Genomic DNA, 16,055 nt, shown 5'->3' on the forward strand with positions numbered 1-16,055 from the left:
TCCCCCAGGCGTCCGCGTCGAGCGCGGCGAGGCGGTCGGCGCGGGTGCGGGGCGGGGGCGCGGCCAGGTCGCCGGGGACGGTGAGGGCGGCGGCGCGCCGGGGCTATCCCGGGGGGTGGCGCGTCCGGGTCGCCGTGCGGCGCCCCGGGGCCCGGCGGGGTCAGGGCGGGAGCGCCGAGGAGAGCCTCGGACCGGGCGTCCCAGGCACCGGGGCTCGTGGGGGCGGCGGGGCCGCGCATCGGGGTGCCTCCTTCAGGCATCGGGGGCTCCTGAGCCCGCGGTCACGGTGTTCGCCGCCCAGCTGCCGGGGACGTGGGCCTCGGCCGGGTGGCCGAAGGGCACGTCGGTTCCGGCGCGGTGGCGCACGGGCGCGTGGGAGAGGAGTTCGAGGTAGATGCCGCGGAAGGCGGCGAGGTTCTGGTCGACGGTGAAGAGTTCGAGGGCGCGGGCGCGGGCCGCCGCGCCCAGGCGGTGGCGGCGCGGCGGGTCACGGAGCAGGGCCAGGCAGGCGTCGGCGAGGGCGCGCGGATTGCGCGGGGGGACGACGAGTCCGGTGCCGCCGATGACCTCGACGACGGCGCCGACGTCGGTGGAGACGGTGGCGCGGGCGCAGAACATGGCCTCGACGAGGCCGGTGGGGAAGCCCTCGACGACGCTGGAGAGGACGACGACCGCGCCGGAGGCGTAGACGTCCTCCAGGGTGGGCGCCTCGGGCCCGCCGAGCTCCTCGAAGGAGACGGGGTTCTCGCCGACGGCGTGAGCGCCGGGGGCCTCGTCGGGGAAGAGCTGGGCGGCGAGTTGTCGGCAGTGCAGGAGGTACGCGTCGGCGTCCGGCTCCCGGAGGGGTGCGGCGACGATCCGGAGCCGGGCGTCGGGCCGGCGGGAACGGATCTCGGCGAAGGCGTGGAGCAGGGCGACGAGGTCCTTGGCGGGTTCGACGCGGCCGACCCAGACCAGCGTGGTGGGGTCGCCGCTCTCCTCGTCCTCGCCGACCTCGGCGAAGCGCTCGGCGGGCATGCCCGGGTGGACGGTGCGGATGCGGGCCCGGTCGGCGCCGCACTTCTCCTGCCAGCGGCGGGTGTGGGCGTTGCCGGGGGTCAGGAGCGCGGCCTGGCGGTAGATCTCGGTGGTGAGGCGGCCGTGGAGTGCGGCGAGGAGGGTGCGCAGGGGGGCCGAGCGGTCGGCGCCGTCGGGTGCGAGGTAGTGGGCGCGGAGCTGGACGCCGTACTCGGTGACGAGCAGCGGGGTGCCGAAGAAGCGTTTGGCCACGAGGCCGGGGAGGGCCACGCCGCCTCCCGCCGCGGCGTGGCAGAGGTCGGCGGCGCCGAGGGCGTCCTCGCCGTACCAGTCGAGGGAGAGGGGCCGGAGGGTGCGCTCCAGTTGCTCGGCGAAGGCGAGGTGGTCGGGGAGGCCCGCCGCGGCGGCGCCCCGGCGTGCGCCCCGGGCGCGCCCGGCGGATTCGAGGAGGCGGACGGCGTCGTCGGAGCGGAGGGCGCCGGGGAGGCCGCCGCGGTCGTGGGCGAGGTCGGCGAGGGCGTGCAGCCCGGTGGCGAAGAGGTCCTGGCCCTCGTCGGCCTCGGTGCAGAGGCTTGCGGCGAGGACCGCGAAGGCCTCGGCGAAGCGGCGGCGGTCCCGACGGCCGTAGGAGCGGCGGAAGTGGCGGTCGGCGCCGAAGGCGGCCCGTTCGAGGAGGTTCGCGGTGGCGGGCGAGCCGGGCGGCGCGGCGCGTACGACCCGGGTGTTCGGCGGGAGGGGCGCCTGCGGGGCGGTGCCGAGGGAGTAGAGGTCGAACTGGTGGTGTCCGAGGCCGCGGACGAGGCGCTCGCACCAGCGTCCGGCGTCACCGGCGGCGTACGGCGCGCCACCCTCCGTGAGCAGTCCGATCCGCACGAGCACACCCCCGATCTCCCTCGTCGGCGCCCCCCGCTGGCCGGGTGGGGCGCGGCTGACCCGCAGCGGGAAGAACGTAAGCGGAGAAACCGGTGGCACGACGGACGGTTGTCCGTCGCACCACCGGAAGGGGTGAATGCGCGTGACTTTCGCGGACCGGTCGCGTTCTGTCGCGGTACGCACCCGCAACGTCACGGAGGGTCAGGCGACGGCCAGTTCCCGGCGGGCCCGCCCGCCGCGCCGGGCGGCAGCGGAATCGCGTCGCGAGAGCCCGAGGGGCGCATCAACTCCCGGGATAGACCCAGGGGTTGGGGCGGCACTTGATTCCGTCGATCTCCAGGGACTTCGTCTGCTGCTGCATCACGGGGGCGAGGGCGCCCGGCGTGCGGCAGGACACGTGACCGTGGCCGAGCCGGTGGCCCACCTCGTGGTTGATGAGCATCTGGCGGTAGGCGTACATGGCCTTCGGGCCGAACGTCTCCGCACCCTGGGCCCAGCGGAAGGCGTTGATCATCACGCGCTGCGTGGAGGCCGAGTCGCAGGAGACGTTGTCGACGGTCGTGTCGAGCCCGGACTTCGCGCACCAGGCGGCCGTGGTGCCGGGGCTGGCGAGGCTGATCACGAACTCGGGCTCCCCGGTGGAGATCCGCTCGAAGGTCATCGCACCCCGGCCGGCCCAACTCCGGGCGTCGTTCAGGGTCTTGTGGACGGCGTCGGCGAAGAGGCCGGGGTCGAGCCCGATCCCCTTCTCGACGTCGACGCGGTAGCGGACCAGGCGCCCCTTGCCGGGGGCCTTCTGCACGCCCGGCACGGCCTCGAACTCCCCGGAGCCCTTCAGCTCGGGGTCGATCGGGTACTGCCGGGTCATCAGCTGCTCGTACGTGGGCGCCGGCGGTCTCGTGAGGGGCGCCGAGGTCGGCGGCGCGGCCCGCTCGTCGGAGCGGGAGGCGGAGGTGTGGTCGGGGGCCCGGTCCGCGGGCGCCTCGACGGCCCGCGCGGTGACGGGCGTCCGGGCCCGGTCGGCGACCTGGCCGGCGACGACGACCGCGAGGACGGTGACCACCGCGGCTGCCGCGATTCCGGTCAGGGCGCGGTTGCGGCCCTTCCCGGCGCGCGGCGCCTCCGCCTCGACGGGCGGCTCCTCGCGCCGGGGACCGGGGATGAAGGGCGCCTCGGGTTCGGGCTCGGGGGCGGTACGCGGGCCGGTGCGGGGGCCGGTGCGCAGCCGGGGCGGCGGCGCACCGCCCTCGTCGTGCTGCGGATGCCCGCCCCGTACGGGGGCGCCGTGAGCGGGGGTCCCATGAGTGGGAGCCCCATGAGCCGGGGTCCCGAACGACGGGGTCCCGTGAGCGGGAGTCCCGTGCGCGGGCGTGCCCTGAGCCGGGGACCCGTACGCCGGGGTCCCGTAGCGGGGCGTGCCGTCCGCCGGGGTTCCGTACGCGGGTGTGCCGTGCGGCGGGGTGCCGAGGGGCGGGCCGCCGCCCGGGGTCTTCCTCCGTCGGCCCGTCCCGGTGCCCGTCTCCACGACGGGCGTCCGCCCGGTGTCCGAGGGCGAGGGCACGGGGCCCTTGCGGCTGTGTCGTCCCACGCCCCGGATCAGCTCCCGCCGTCTTCGGCGATCAGTTCCCGGGCGGCCTGTGCGACCGTCTCCGGGTACTCCATCATCGCCACGTGCCCCGCGTCCGGCAGGGTGAGGAGGCGCGAGCCGCGGAAGGCGACGGCCGCCTTCCGGGCCATCCGGTACGAGACGAGCCGGTCGCGCGCGCCGTACACGAGCAGCGTCGGGGCGAGCACCCGCTCCGCCTGCCGCCACAGTCCGTGCTGGCCGCCGAGCGTGTAGGCGTCGACGATGCCGCGCGAGGAGCGGGCCATGGCGTCCCAGAAGTGGGGAAGCTCCAGGCGGCGCTCCATCTCCTCGACGGCGTGCCGCAGGCCCTCGTCCGTGACCTGGCCGGGGTCCCCGTAACAGAGGGCGAGAACGCCGCGCACGCGCTGTTCGGCCGTCCAGTCCTTGGTGAGCTTCGAGAAGAGCGGGGCGATCCCCGGCAGGGCGAGCAGCGCGGTCGGCCAGGCGGTGCGCTGGGCGCGCAGCTCGGGCAGGGCCGGCGAGATCAGGGTGAGCGTGCGGACCAGGTCGGGCCGGACGGCGGCGACCCGGGTGGCGACGGCGCCGCCCAGCGAGTTGCCGAAGAGGTGGACGGGGCCGCGTCCTCCGGCGTCGAGGAGGCGGATCACGGCGCGGGCGTGGCCGGTGACCGAGTAGTTGGCGTCCTCGGGCGGCGGGGAGGCGCCGAAGCCGGGCAGGTCGACGGCCTCGCCGTCGACCACGTCCGCGAGCAGCGGCATCAGGGCCGACCAGTTCTGCGAGGAACCGCCGAGGCCGTGGACGTACAGGGCGGGGGGCAGCCCGGGTCGGGTGCCGGGCCGGGCGCGGACCGTGAGGGTGAGCCCGGGGAGCGTGACGGAGCGGAGCTCTTCGCCGTCGGCGACCCGTACGGCGCGGGTCCGCTGCGCCTGCGGTGCCGCGTCGGCGGTCCGGGTTTCCGGCAGCTCGGTCGAGGACATGGCCGCAATATTACGAGACGATCACGCGGCGGCGCGTGTGGGTGCGGTCACAGGTGCGTGTGCGGCGGGGCGCGTGTGCTCCTAGGCTCGAAGAGGAGGCCGTGGCAGCGGCCCCCCAAGCCCCGCGCCGGAAGGAGTCGCATGACGGTCGATCCGACCGAGCCGGACTCGTTCACCCAGGAAGAGGAAGCCGTGCTCGATCAGGAGATCCCCGAGGCGGACGCCGCGGAACAGCACACCGAGGTCCAGCCGCTGGAGGACGAGCCGCTCACCCACGTCGAGCAGGACGCGGCGAACGAGGCGGACGCCACGGAGCAGGCCCGGGTGGTCGCCCTCGACGAGGACGACTACCGCTGACCCGGGGTCGGCCTTGTTCGGTTTAATCTTGAATCGACTGTCGACCAGGGCGTCCGGTCCGTGAAATTCTGCGTTCGCACCGCGCACAGCCGGGTTACCCAAAAGTACGATGGCGGCGCGTCGCTACAGCGCGCATGGATCGAATTTTTGGAGGCCGCGTGAGCGCCATCGAGCAGACAGAGGCAGCACGCCCTCGGGGCACGCGCCTGCCGCGACGTGCCCGACGGAACCAGCTCCTCGGCGCGGCCCAGGAGGTCTTCGTCGCCCAGGGGTACCACTCCGCCGCGATGGACGACATCGCCGAGCGCGCGGGCGTCAGCAAGCCGGTCCTCTACCAGCACTTCCCCGGGAAGCTGGAGCTGTACCTGGCCCTGCTCGACCAGCACTGCGAGGCCCTCCTCCAGGCGGTGCGCACCGCTCTGGCCTCCACCACGGACAACAAGCTGCGCGTCGCGGCCACCATGGACGCCTACTTCGCGTACGTGGAGGACGAGGGCGGCGCCTTCCGGCTCGTCTTCGAGTCCGACCTGACCAACGAGCCGGCCGTCCGGGAGCGCGTGGACCGGGTCAGCCTCCAGTGCGCCGAGGCCATCTCGGACGTCATCGCCGAGGACACCGGCCTGTCCAAGGACGAGTCGATGCTGCTCGCCGTGGGCCTCGGCGGCGTCTCGCAGGTCGTCGCCCGCTACTGGCTGTCGAGCGAGTCGCCGATCCCCCGCGACAAGGCCGTCGGCCTGCTGACCTCGCTCGCCTGGCGCGGCATCGCCGGCTTCCCGCTGCACCCGGCGGACGGCCAGCTGAGCGCCGAGGGCCACTGAGCGACGCGGGCCGGCCGGCGGTCCTGGGCGGGCTGTTCGCTCCTGGCGTGCGGCGGCTGAGCCGTTCCCGTCCCCTCACCGGGCTAATGTGTGCAGCGTAGGGCGCGACTGATCGCGCAACGCTGACCGTTCGGAGGGACATAGCCGTGGAGGTCAAGATCGGCGTGCAGCACGCACCCCGGGAGATCGTTCTGGAGAGCGGGCAGTCCGCCGAGGAGGTCGAGCGCGCGGTGGCCGACGCGCTGGCCGGCAAGGCGCAGCTGCTCAGCCTTTCGGACGAGAAGGGCCGCAAGGTCCTGATCCCGGCCGAGAAGATCGCGTACGTGGAACTCGGCGAGCCCGCCGTGCGCCGGGTGGGCTTCGGCGCGCTCTGAGGACCCGATCCGTACGGAAAGGCCCGGTGGACTCCGTGTCCACCGGGCCTTCCGTCTCATCCCGCGCGTCCCGCGACGGCGTGTCCGGGCTGTCCGCCGCCGTCCCCTCTGTCCCCCGTGTCCTCCGTATGCCGCGTTCGACCACGTCAGGGGGTACGGGAGGATTGCCCTCCGGAAGCGACGGGTAGGACTGCCGGTGACCGCACCACCCGCCCCGCACCACACGCGAGGTGATCCACCGTGTTCCTGGAAGCCCTCGGTTCCGCGTTGCTCGGCCTCGCCCTGGCCTGGGCGGCCTCGCACCGCCTGCCCGACCGCCTCCCCGTCCGGGGGACCGTCCTCGTCGCGGGCGCGCTCGGCGGGGTCTTCGGCGCCCTGGTGACCCACGGGGCCCTGGGGCCCGGTCACTTCGTCGCCACCGTCGTCGGTGGCGTCGCCGTCGCCGCGGTGCTGCTCTCGCTGCTGGTCCGCCCCGCCTCGCGCCGCCGACTGCGCCGATCAGCCGCGGCGTGACCCGCGCCCCCACCCCTCCCGTACGACCGGCAACCCGGCCCGCCCCGAGAGACCCGGAAGAAACGACTCAGGCGGCGAGGCCCAGGGCGGCCATCCGCTTGGTGTGCGCCTCGGTGATGCGGGAGAACATCCGGCCGACCTCCGCGAGGTCGAAGCCGTCCGCCACCCCGCCGACCAGCATCGTCGACAGCGCGTCGCGCTCGGCGACCACGCGCTGGGCCTGCGAGAGCGCCTCGCCCATCAGCCGGCGCGCCCAGAGCGCGAGCCGGCCGCCGACGCGCGGGTCGGCGTCGATCGCCGCGCGGACCTTCTCCACGGCGAAGTTGCCGTGGCCGGTGTCGTCGAGCACGGACAGCACCAGCGCGCGGGTGTCGGAGTCCAGCCGGACCGCGACCTCCCGGTAGAAGTCGCTGGCGATCGAGTCGCCGACGTAGGCCTTGACCAGGCCCTCCAGCCAGTCCGACGGAGCGGTCTGGCGGTGGAAGTCGTCGAGCGCCCTGGCGAAGGGCTCCATCGCGGTGGTGGGCTCGGCGTCGACGGCGGCGAGCCGGTCGCGGAGCTGCTCGAAGTGGTGGAACTCGGCGGAGGCCATCTTCGCCAGCTCCGCCTTGTCCGCGAGGGTCGGCGCCAGCTTGGCGTCCTCGGCGAGCCGCTCGAAGGCCGCCAGCTCTCCGTAGGCGAGGGCGCCGAGGAGGTCGATCACGGCGGCGCGGTACTGCGGCTCGGCGGATGCCGTGGCCCAGTCCTTGGCGGCGATCCCGGTGGGTGTGGCGTTGTCAGGCGTCTCCATGCAGCGCACAATAGCCCGCCCGGGGGCTGCCCGAAGGTCCTGGTCAGTCACTGTGACCGTGCCCTCATCCCGTTTTCTCCCAACACACATGCGCGAATCCGGGGTACAGTGATAAAGCGCCTGCTGAGTATGCGGACATGCTTTCGCACGTTCGGACGTACACGGTGGGCCGACTCATGAATGAGGATGCCCGGTCGGTGGCCCGATCGGCTCCGGCCCGACAGCCCTTCCGGCGGACCCGCGGAAGGGTCACCCTCAGCGGTACGACGCTCGAGCGACGGCAGTGGTCCCGTGCCACCCGGCGGAGATCTTCCGGATCCCCTCCGAAGTGTCCCGGCACGGTACGACCCCCTTCGTTCGCCTCACGCCGCGTCTCACAGAAGAGGCAGCACCCTGACTACGACTTTCCGAGAGCTCGGAATCCTTCCCGAGACGGCCGAGGCCCTTGAGGCCGTCGGCATCGTCAACCCCTTCCCCATCCAGGAGATGACCCTTCCGGTCGCCCTCACCGGCACCGACGTCATCGGCCAGGCCAAGACCGGCACGGGCAAGACCCTCGGTTTCGGCCTCCCCATCCTGGAGCGCGTCACCGTCCCCCTGGACGTCGAGGCCGGGCGCGCCAAGCCCGAGCAGCTGACCGACGCCCCGCAGGCCCTGATCGTCGTTCCCACCCGCGAGCTGTGCCAGCAGGTCACCAACGACCTGCTGACCGCCGGCAAGGTCCGCAACGTCCGCGTGCTCGCCATCTACGGCGGCCGGGCGTACGAGCCGCAGGTCGAGGCGCTCCAGAAGGGCGTCGACGTCGTCGTCGGCACCCCGGGCCGCCTGCTCGACCTGGCGGGTCAGCGCAAGCTGGACCTGTCGCACATCAAGACCCTGGTCCTCGACGAGGCCGACGAGATGCTCGACCTGGGCTTCCTGCCCGACGTCGAGAAGATCATCAACATGCTTCCGGCGAAGCGCCAGACCATGCTGTTCTCGGCGACCATGCCGGGCGCGGTCATCGGCCTGGCCCGTCGCTACATGACGCAGCCGACGCACATCCGCGCGACCTCGCCCGACGGCGAGGGCGCGACCGTCGCCAACATCAAGCAGCACGTTTACCGCGCGCACTCGATGGACAAGCCGGAGATGGTCTCCCGGATCCTCCAGGCCAACGGCCGCGGACTCGCGATGATCTTCTGCCGTACGAAGCGCACGGCGGCCGACATCGCCGAGCAGCTGGAGCGGCGCGGCTTCGCCTCGGGCGCCGTCCACGGCGACCTCGGCCAGGGCGCCCGCGAGCAGGCGCTGCGCGCCTTCCGCAACGGCAAGGTCGACGTGCTCGTCGCCACCGACGTCGCCGCGCGCGGCATCGACGTCGAGGGCGTCACCCACGTCATCAACTACCAGACGCCCGAGGACGAGAAGACGTACCTGCACCGCATCGGCCGCACCGGCCGCGCGGGCGCCAGCGGTACGGCGATCACGCTGGTCGACTGGGACGACATCCCGCGCTGGCAGCTGATCAACAAGGCGCTGGAGCTGGACTTCAACGACCCGGTCGAGACGTACTCGACCTCCCCGCACCTCTACGCCGAGCTGGACATCCCCGAGGGCACCAAGGGCATCCTGCCCCGCGCCGAGCGGACCCGTGCCGGTCTGGCCGCGGAGGAGCTGGAGGACCTGGGCGAGCCCGGCGGTCGCCGTGGCCGCGGTGGCCGGGACGGTCGTGACGGTCGTGACGGCCGCGAGGCGAAGACCGAGGAGCGCCCGGCCCGTACGCGGACCCCGCGTCAGCGTCGCCGTACGCGCGGCGGCGGCACCGTCGAGGGCGTCGAGACGCCCGCGGCAGCGGTGACCGCCGCTCCCGCCGCCGAGGAGGCCGCGACCGCCGGTCCGCGCACCCCGCGCCGCCGTCGCCGTACCCGTACGGGCGGCGCCGGCATCCCGGCCGTGAACGCGCCCGCGACCGCGCAGGCCGTCGAGGCACCGGTCGTCGAGGCCCCGGCGCCCGTCGCCGCCGTGACCGAGGCCCCGAAGGCCGCGGAGCCGAAGGCTGTGAAGACCGCGGAGCCCAAGGCCGCGCCCCGCGCCCGGACGGCCCGCAAGGCCCCGGCCGAGCCGGTCGCCGCCGCGCCCGTCGCCGAGACCCCGGCCCCGCGCCGTCGCCGCGCCCGTGTGGTGCGCCCGGCCGAGGACACCGTCTCCTTCCAGACGGTCGAGACGGCCGCCGCCGCGCTGCGCGCCGAGGCCGTTGCGGCGCCCGCCCCCGTCGCCGAAGCCGCTCCGGTGGCCGAGGAGCCGAAGAAGGCGCCGCGTCGCCGGTCGGCCAAGAAGGCCGTCGCCGAGCCGGTCGCCGAGCAGCCGGTGGCCGAGGCGGCCGTCGTCACCGAGGCCCCCGTCGCCGAGGTGCCCGCACCCCGTCGCCGTACGACCAGGAAGGCCGTCGCCGAGCCGGTCGCCGAGGTCACCGAGGCCCCCGCGGCCGAGGAAGCCCCCAAGGCCCCGCGCCGCCGCACGACGAAGAAGGCCGTCGCCGAGCCGGTCGCCGAGGCCACCGAGGTCCCCGTCGCCGAGGAAGCCCCGAAGGCCCCCCGTCGGCGTACGACGAAGAAGGCCGTCGCCGAGCCGGTCGCCGAGGTCACCGAGGCCCCCGTCGCCGAGGAAGCCCCGAAGGCCCCGCGCCGCCGGGCGACCAAGAAGGCCGTCGCCGCCGAGGCGCCCGACGCTTCCGAGCCGAAGACGGCGACCCGTCGTCGTACGACGAAGAAGGCGGCCGCCGCCGAGGTGACCGAGGCCCCCGCGGCCGAGGAGGCCCCGAAGGCCCCGCGCCGCCGGACCACGAAGAAGGCGGCCGCGGCCCAGCCCGAGAGCTGACCTTCCAGGCGCTCGACGTGCGGCCCGGCCCCGGGATTCCCGGGGCCGGGCCGCACGGTCGTTTCCCGGCCGCCGTCCCCGGGCCCCGCTCCCCCGCCACCGCTACAGTCCAGATATGAGCAAGCCCCGTTCCCTCGCGCTGCCGCCCCGCACCCGTGCCCGCCGGCTCGTCACCGCGCGCGGCGACTTCGCCGTGCTCGACACGGCTCCGGCGGCCGAGCGGCGCGGGACGGTCCTGCTGCTGCCGGGGTACACCGGCAGCAAGGAGGACTTCCTCGGGCTCCTCGGGCCGCTGAGCGAGGCCGGCTACCGCGCGGTCGCCGTGGACGGCCGCGGCCAGCACGAGACGCCCGGGCCCCGGGGCCGGGCCGCCTACCGGCGCAAGGCCCTCGCACTCGACGCGGTGGCCCAGGCCGCCGCGCTCGGCGACGGGCCGGTCCATCTGCTCGGCCACTCCTTCGGCGGCCTGGTCGCCCGCGCCGCGGCGGTCCTCGCGCCCGGCGCGTTCCGGTCGCTGACGCTGCTCTCCTCGGGCCCCGGCCGGGTCGCGCCCCCGCAGCGGACGCGGGTACGGGCGCTGCGCGCCGCCCTCGCGCTGCTGCCGAAGGAGCGGGTGTGGCGGGCGGTGCGCCGGCTGGACAGCCGGGGCGAGGAGCCGGGCGCGCCCGAGGGCCCGGAGATCGCGGGCTTCCTGCGGCAGCGCTGGATGCGGACGCGGATCGCCCAGCTCACGGGGGCGGGGCGGCTGCTCCTGAGCGCGCCGGACGGCACCGCCGAACTGCGGACGCTGGCCCCCCGGCTGCCGCTGCACCTCGCGTACGGCTCCGACGAGACGGTCTGGCCGACGGCGGAGCTGGCGGCCGCGGCGGAGGCCACGGGCGCGCACCACACGGTGCTGGTGGGCGCCGGCCACTCCCCCAACGTGTCGCACCCGGAGGAGCTGGCCGCGCGGCTCGCCGCCTTCTGGGCGCGGGTCGACGCGCCCGCTCCCGTCGGCACCGCGCTCTGAGCCGCTGCCCCCGGTAGAACGACGGTCCGGGAGAACGGTCCGTCCGGGAGAACGTCAGTACTGCGCCCTGAGGTGCTGCCAGAAGCCGTCCCGCAGAGAGCGCCGCAGGGCGGCGTGGCCGCGCAGGGAGCGGCTGAGGAGCCGCTCCGCCTCCACGAGGAGGTCCTGGTCGACGGGGCCCGGCAGGTAGGGGGCGCCGGGCAGGAGCTCGGCGAGCTGGTCGCGGCCGCGTTCGCCGAGCCAGGTGGCGGCGATCTGCGCACCCACGAACCGGACCTCCTCGCGTGAGGGCGGCGGCTCGCTCTCGTTCTCGTACGTGGTGACGGGGCGGCGCGTGACGTACGGCCGGCAGAAGTCGAGGTCGAAGGTGCGCTGGCTGTCGACCTCCCAGAGCAGCGCCTCGGCCTGGTTGCGGCCCTCGGCGGCCTCGATGCCCCAGAGGTGGACGCGGGCGCCGTAGCCCTGGGCGGCCTCGACGGCCGAGACGAGGTCCTCGTCGCCGCCGACGAGGGCGGCGTCGCTGATGGCGCGGTGGCGGGCGAGGGACTCCAGGTCGGTCCTGATGAGGGAGTCGACGCCCTTCTGCTGGTTGTTGGCGTTGAGGTTCCCGAGGCGGACCTTCACGTCGGGCAGTTCGGCGATGGCCTGCTGCTCCGGGGTGTGGATGCGGCGGCGGGCACCGTCGTACCAGTAGACGCGGAGCAGCCGGCTGTCGGCGAAGATCGTCCGGGCCTTGTCGATGAAGGCGTCGATGAGCCCCTCGGCGTCGAGGTCGAAGGAGCGGCGGTCCTCGGTTCCCGTCACCAGCAACCCGGCCGCAGCATGGACGTAACCTGCGTCGACGAAGATGGCGTGGGTGGAAGGGGTCTTGGCGACCTCGGCCAGCATCCGCTGGAGGAGCTCGTTGGTGCGCTCCAGGCGGGCGTCGAGCTCGCGGAGGCGGGCGGTGGTCGGGTCGGGCACCTGGGTGGTCTCTGCGTCGTTCATACGCGGCTCATTGTCCGCCGCGCCGGGTGCTGTCGCCACACCCGTCGGGGTGCGGTCCTCACACCCGCCGTGCCCGGTCGGTAACCGGCCCCTTACCCGCCAGTATTTAGACAGCCGAAAATTTTCTTTAGCGTACGGAATGTTTGCAGACGCCATACCGTTGTACCCGTACGTACCGCAGTTCTCCACCAGGAGGAACACCTCAGACGAAGGGAGAAGCCCATGCGCTTCGAAATCCTGCGACTCGACGACATCGACGGCACGCCCGTCGACCGGACCGTCGTGGACGCCGCCTCCGTCAACCGGATCGTGCAGCAGGCCGCCTCGATCGGCCAGCGCATCTGGATCCGCCCCGCAGAGACCTCGGCCTCGTAACGGTCACGGTCCACCAGACACACCGCGCCCCCGCGTGGACTCCGCTCTCGCGGAATCCGCACGGGGGCGCAGTGGCGTGGTGGCCCGGGCCGGATCAAACTGCCCGGGTCCGATCGGGCTGCCCGGGCCCGCTCAGGCTCCCTGGATGACCTGGGTGACGCCGTTGATGATCTGCTGGACGGCGATGGCCGACAGCATCATGCCCGCGAGCCGCGTCACGAGCACGACGCCGCCGTCCTTGATGACGCGGATGATCACGAGCGAGTAGCGCATGGTCAGCCAGAGCACGACGTGCATGGCGACGATCGCGGCCCAGACGGAGACCTGCGCGGCGGCGCCGTCGGCGTTCTGCACGGCCAGGATCACGGACACGATGGCGCCGGGCCCGGCGAGCAGCGGCATGCCGAGCGGCACGAGCGCGACGTTGACGTCCTTCGTCTGCTTGGGCTCGTCGGTCTTGCCGGTGAGCAGGTCGAGCGCGATCAGCAGGAGGAGCAGGCCGCCCGCGATCATCAGGGCGGGCACGGAGACGTGCAGGTAGTCGAGGATCTGCTGCCCGAGGATGCCGAAGACGGTGATGACGCCGAAGGCGACGGCGACGGCCTGCCAGGCCATCCGGCGCTGCACCTTGGTCGCGCGGCCGGAGGTGAGGGCGAGGAAGATCGGGGTGATCCCGGGGGGATCCATGATGACGAAGAGGGTCAGGAACAGCGAGCCGAAGACGGCGACGTCGAACACGGTGGGGTGCCTTGCGGGGTGTAGGTCGAGCAGGGGGTGGGGGCCTGCGAGCCGCCGCCGGAACGCGGGATTCCGGCAGCGGGGCAGCGGAAGCGCACCACCGCGGTACGGCACGGGGCCGTACGGAGCGGTGCGCGGACGTACGCGGGGTGGGCGCCCCTCGGGCCCGGCCGACGGCGGCGGTGCGCCGGCCGCGGCGGCGGGGACGGGGTCGGCCGCCGGAGCGAACCGTCCGGCCGCGCCCCTCGGGAACACCAGGGAGGTCCGTCAGGACGGGCGGGTCCGGGCCGTCACGTCCCGGGCCGTCAGGACCGCGGAGCGGAAAGGGGGCCGGGAGCCGGGGTCAGGAGGTTCCCCCGGCGCCCGGCACCGGGAAGGCGCCGGCGGCGCGGCGGGTGATCTCGCCGTAGATCTCGGGGTCCGTCGTGTACTCGCCGAGGCGACAGGTCTTGCGGCTGCCGTGGTAGTCGCTGGAGCCGGTGACGAGCAGCCCCAGCTCCTTCGCGAGCCCGCGCAGCCGCGCCCGCGTCGCCTCGTCGTGGTCCATGTGGTCGACCTCGATGCCGTCGAGGCCCGCCTCCGCCAGGAGGGCTATCGCGGACTCCGGCACGACCTCGCCGCGCTTGACGGCGAGCGGGTGCGCGAAGACGGTGACGCCACCGGCGGCCTTGACCAGCCGGATCGCCTCGACCGGGTCGAGCTCGTGCTTCCCGACGTACGCCCGGCCGCCGTCGGCGAGCCACTCGGGCGTGAAGGCCCCGGACACGTCCGGCACGACCCCCAGTTCGACGAGCGCCTCGGCCACGTGCGGGCGGCCCACGGAGCCGTCCCCGGCGATCCGGGCGACCTGCTCCCAGGTCACCGGGACGCCGAGCAGCCGGAGCTTGTCGACCATGGCGCGGGCGCGTGGCACGCGGTCGTCGCGGACGAGTTCGCGCTCGGCGAGGAGCGCGGGCTCCTCCGGGTCGAAGAGGTAGGCGAGCATGTGCAGGCCGACGCCGTCGAGGCGGCAGGACAGCTCGGCGCCGGTGACGAGGGTCAGCCCCTCCGGCAGGGCGGCGATGGCCTCCGCGTACCCGCGGGTCGTGTCGTGGTCCGTCAGCGCGACGACGTCGAGGCCGGCCGCGGTCGCGTTCCGCACGAGCTGCGCCGGGGTGTCCGTGCCGTCGGAGGCCGTGGAGTGGGTGTGCAGATCGATGCGCACGACGCGTTGCTCCAGGGGCTCGGCACGGAAGGGGGACGCTTCAGCATAGCGGGCGAATCGACCCCTTGTGTACGGAGCCGGGGCGCCCGGCGCCCGTTACGTAGGCCCGTTACGTACGCACCGACGCCACGAGCACCGCGGCGCCCTCGCGCCCGTCAGGCGAGCAGGCGCGGGGTGAGCGCGCCGCAGGGCAGCAGCTCGACCTCGGCGCCCGCCTCCCGCAGGTCCGTCAGGACCAGCTCGTCGTACATGAGCAGCCCCGACTGCTCGGGCCAGACGATCGCCCACAGCCAGAGGCCGCGCGCCTCGCCGGCGAAGACGGCGCGGTCGTGCGGGGCGCCGGCGACGTGCCAGAGCGGGGTGGGGCGGCCGGCGGCGAGGACCTTGGCCTGGGGCGGCTTGTCGATGGCCATGCCGGAGCCCGGGTCGAGGCCGTCGATGCCCGCGTACCGCGCGCCGAGTCCGACGCCCAGCTCCTCCGCGACGAGGAGCAGCTCGCCGATCCCGCCGAGTGGGCCGGGGCCGGAGCAGGCGACGGCGGTCGCGCGCCCGCCGCTGCGGTCGTCACCGGCGTACGCGACCCCGGTGAAGAGCCAGCCGACGGGCAGGGGCCACGGCATCCAGACCGGCACGTGGGAGCGGTGCACGACGACGCCGAGGCCTTCCACGCTGGGTGGGATGACGGGCTGGAGCGGGTGCACCGAGCCGTGCACGTCGCACTGCCAGGAGTCGGCGAAGAGACCGGGCGCCCTGACCCGGCCACCGCACTTCGGACAACTGGGTTCGCCCCTCATAGGGCTCAACGGTCCTACCCCCACAGCCCCGCGTCAAGGACGCCTGCGGAGCGATCACCCGTCCGGCCCGGCGCCTTCACCCGGTGCGACCGGGGCGGCTCAGTCGAGGTTCACGGACCTGCGCAGGGGATCGCGCAGGTCGGTCCCCCGGGCCAGCCAGCGCTCCTCCAGCGCCTGGGCGCCGTGCACGCGCTTCCAGGCGGCCTCGTTGGAGGTCATCGGCAGCAGGGGGAGGAAGCGGACCGGGTCCATCGGGGCGTCCAGTTCGAGGTCCTCGACCAGGCCGCCGGGAGCGGTCACGAGGACGGAGCTGAAGACGGCGCCCGGCCAGAGCGGCTCGCCGAGGTCGAGGGAGGCGCCGGGGGCGACGACCAGGCCCTCGACCTGCGGGGTGGCGGCGAGGACCGCGAGCGGGCGCAGCACCTTGTCGGTGTCGGCGCGTCCGGCGCGCACCGTGAGGACGAGTTCGGCGCGCGGGCCCTTGACGGGGTCGGCGAGGGCGGCTGTCGGGTCGGCCATGGGCTGGGCCGACATGCCGAGGGTGGCGTACCGCACGAGGTCGCCGTCGACGAAGCGCAGCACCTCGATCCGGTCCGTCCCCAGGAACGTCACCGCGGCCCGCGCGTCCGGTTCGCCGAGCGCCGTGCGCAGCCGGGCCTCGACCAGTGCAAGAACTTCTCCCATGCGGGGAGCATAGATCGCGTACGGAGCGGGCAAAATCAGGGATTGACCCTCTGTCGGCTGATAGTGTTGGCCACTGGTCGGGATTCCCGACTGCTCGT

Annotated in this window: 16 protein-coding genes; 7 read left to right on the forward strand and 9 right to left on the reverse strand. The window is 74.3% G+C overall.

From position 1 onward, the window contains the following. Window positions 1-252: 252 nt before the first annotated feature. The 3 genes from ACWDVG_RS22695 to ACWDVG_RS22705 all read right to left on the reverse strand — a co-directional run bounded on the left by ACWDVG_RS22695 (window position 253) and on the right by ACWDVG_RS22705 (window position 4,455). On the reverse strand, window positions 253-1,890 hold the full coding sequence (locus tag ACWDVG_RS22695; RefSeq protein ID WP_451701299.1) for a glycosyltransferase: 1,638 nt from the start codon (window positions 1,888-1,890) through the stop codon (window positions 253-255). 283 nt (window positions 1,891-2,173) lie between these two features. Beyond that, a complete protein-coding gene (locus ACWDVG_RS22700) occupies window positions 2,174-3,478 on the reverse strand; it encodes a DUF3152 domain-containing protein (RefSeq protein WP_451701182.1) in 1,305 nt (434 codons plus the stop codon). A gap of 8 nt (window positions 3,479-3,486) precedes the next feature. Beyond that, window positions 3,487-4,455, reverse strand: coding sequence for an alpha/beta fold hydrolase (locus tag ACWDVG_RS22705; RefSeq protein ID WP_451701183.1), 969 nt, complete (start codon window positions 4,453-4,455; stop codon window positions 3,487-3,489). 141 nt (window positions 4,456-4,596) lie between these two features. Between ACWDVG_RS22705 and ACWDVG_RS22710 the strand changes: the two genes are divergently transcribed. The 4 genes from ACWDVG_RS22710 (at window position 4,597) to ACWDVG_RS22725 (ending at window position 6,517) form a co-directional block, all read left to right on the forward strand. Then, complete coding sequence (locus ACWDVG_RS22710) at window positions 4,597-4,812, forward strand: hypothetical protein (protein WP_451701184.1); 216 nt, start codon at window positions 4,597-4,599, stop codon at window positions 4,810-4,812. A gap of 158 nt (window positions 4,813-4,970) precedes the next feature. Next, on the forward strand, window positions 4,971-5,630 hold the full coding sequence (locus ACWDVG_RS22715) for a TetR/AcrR family transcriptional regulator (RefSeq protein WP_451701185.1): 660 nt from the start codon (window positions 4,971-4,973) through the stop codon (window positions 5,628-5,630). Between the two features lie 146 nt (window positions 5,631-5,776). Beyond that, complete coding sequence (locus ACWDVG_RS22720; RefSeq protein ID WP_015036001.1) at window positions 5,777-6,004, forward strand: DUF3107 domain-containing protein; 228 nt, start codon at window positions 5,777-5,779, stop codon at window positions 6,002-6,004. A gap of 240 nt (window positions 6,005-6,244) precedes the next feature. Beyond that, window positions 6,245-6,517: a hypothetical protein gene (locus tag ACWDVG_RS22725; RefSeq protein WP_451701186.1), complete on the forward strand. Its 273-nt coding sequence runs from the start codon at window positions 6,245-6,247 to the stop codon at window positions 6,515-6,517. Between the two features lie 67 nt (window positions 6,518-6,584). Here ACWDVG_RS22725 and ACWDVG_RS22730 read toward each other — a convergent pair whose 3' ends face one another. Next, the gene (locus ACWDVG_RS22730) at window positions 6,585-7,307 is read right to left on the reverse strand and encodes a ferritin-like fold-containing protein (protein WP_451701187.1); all 723 of its coding nucleotides are present in this window, start codon (window positions 7,305-7,307) and stop codon (window positions 6,585-6,587) included. A gap of 486 nt (window positions 7,308-7,793) precedes the next feature. Here ACWDVG_RS22730 and ACWDVG_RS22735 point away from each other — a divergent pair, with 486 nt between their 5' ends. Both ACWDVG_RS22735 and ACWDVG_RS22740 read left to right on the forward strand, forming a co-directional pair. Next, window positions 7,794-10,166 carry a DEAD/DEAH box helicase gene (locus ACWDVG_RS22735; RefSeq protein ID WP_451701190.1) on the forward strand — a complete coding sequence of 791 codons (2,373 nt, stop codon included), beginning with the start codon at window positions 7,794-7,796 and terminating at the stop codon, window positions 10,164-10,166. 115 nt (window positions 10,167-10,281) lie between these two features. Continuing rightward, window positions 10,282-11,175, forward strand: coding sequence for an alpha/beta hydrolase (locus ACWDVG_RS22740; protein ID WP_451701191.1), 894 nt, complete (start codon window positions 10,282-10,284; stop codon window positions 11,173-11,175). Between the two features lie 54 nt (window positions 11,176-11,229). Here ACWDVG_RS22740 and ACWDVG_RS22745 read toward each other — a convergent pair whose 3' ends face one another. Next, window positions 11,230-12,162: an NYN domain-containing protein gene (locus ACWDVG_RS22745; protein ID WP_451701194.1), complete on the reverse strand. Its 933-nt coding sequence runs from the start codon at window positions 12,160-12,162 to the stop codon at window positions 11,230-11,232. Window positions 12,163-12,384: 222 nt separating this feature from the next. Between ACWDVG_RS22745 and ACWDVG_RS22750 the strand changes: the two genes are divergently transcribed. Continuing rightward, on the forward strand, window positions 12,385-12,537 hold the full coding sequence (locus ACWDVG_RS22750) for a hypothetical protein (RefSeq protein WP_086024648.1): 153 nt from the start codon (window positions 12,385-12,387) through the stop codon (window positions 12,535-12,537). Between the two features lie 132 nt (window positions 12,538-12,669). On the opposite strand, the gene ACWDVG_RS22755 is transcribed toward ACWDVG_RS22750, so the two are convergent. The 4 genes from ACWDVG_RS22755 to ACWDVG_RS22770 all read right to left on the reverse strand — a co-directional run bounded on the left by ACWDVG_RS22755 (window position 12,670) and on the right by ACWDVG_RS22770 (window position 15,957). Further along, on the reverse strand, window positions 12,670-13,275 hold the full coding sequence (locus ACWDVG_RS22755; RefSeq protein WP_451701196.1) for a MarC family protein: 606 nt from the start codon (window positions 13,273-13,275) through the stop codon (window positions 12,670-12,672). Window positions 13,276-13,618: 343 nt separating this feature from the next. After that, the gene (locus ACWDVG_RS22760; RefSeq protein WP_451701198.1) at window positions 13,619-14,479 is read right to left on the reverse strand and encodes a PHP domain-containing protein; all 861 of its coding nucleotides are present in this window, start codon (window positions 14,477-14,479) and stop codon (window positions 13,619-13,621) included. 155 nt (window positions 14,480-14,634) lie between these two features. Then, a complete protein-coding gene (locus ACWDVG_RS22765; RefSeq protein ID WP_451701199.1) occupies window positions 14,635-15,273 on the reverse strand; it encodes a DUF6758 family protein in 639 nt (212 codons plus the stop codon). A 99-nt stretch (window positions 15,274-15,372) separates the two neighbouring features. After that, entirely contained in the window at window positions 15,373-15,957 is a 585-nt protein-coding gene (locus tag ACWDVG_RS22770; RefSeq protein ID WP_451701201.1) for a suppressor of fused domain protein, read from the reverse strand. Window positions 15,958-16,055 lie beyond the last annotated feature (98 nt).

The sequence above is a fragment of the Streptomyces sp. NPDC003327 genome (genome assembly GCF_053589515.1).

Coding starts and splice junctions, on each gene's coding strand:
- ACWDVG_RS22705 (WP_451701183.1), bottom strand. CDS start 4,455: ATGTCCTCGACCGAGCTGCCGGAAACCCGGACCGCCGACGCGGCACCG.
- ACWDVG_RS22710 (WP_451701184.1), top strand. CDS start 4,597: ATGACGGTCGATCCGACCGAGCCGGACTCGTTCACCCAGGAAGAGGAA.
- ACWDVG_RS22730 (WP_451701187.1), bottom strand. CDS start 7,307: ATGGAGACGCCTGACAACGCCACACCCACCGGGATCGCCGCCAAGGAC.
- ACWDVG_RS22735 (WP_451701190.1), top strand. CDS start 7,794: ATGACCCTTCCGGTCGCCCTCACCGGCACCGACGTCATCGGCCAGGCC.
- ACWDVG_RS22740 (WP_451701191.1), top strand. CDS start 10,282: ATGAGCAAGCCCCGTTCCCTCGCGCTGCCGCCCCGCACCCGTGCCCGC.
- ACWDVG_RS22745 (WP_451701194.1), bottom strand. CDS start 12,162: ATGAACGACGCAGAGACCACCCAGGTGCCCGACCCGACCACCGCCCGC.
- ACWDVG_RS22750 (WP_086024648.1), top strand. CDS start 12,385: ATGCGCTTCGAAATCCTGCGACTCGACGACATCGACGGCACGCCCGTC.
- ACWDVG_RS22765 (WP_451701199.1), bottom strand. CDS start 15,273: ATGAGGGGCGAACCCAGTTGTCCGAAGTGCGGTGGCCGGGTCAGGGCG.
- ACWDVG_RS22770 (WP_451701201.1), bottom strand. CDS start 15,957: ATGGGAGAAGTTCTTGCACTGGTCGAGGCCCGGCTGCGCACGGCGCTC.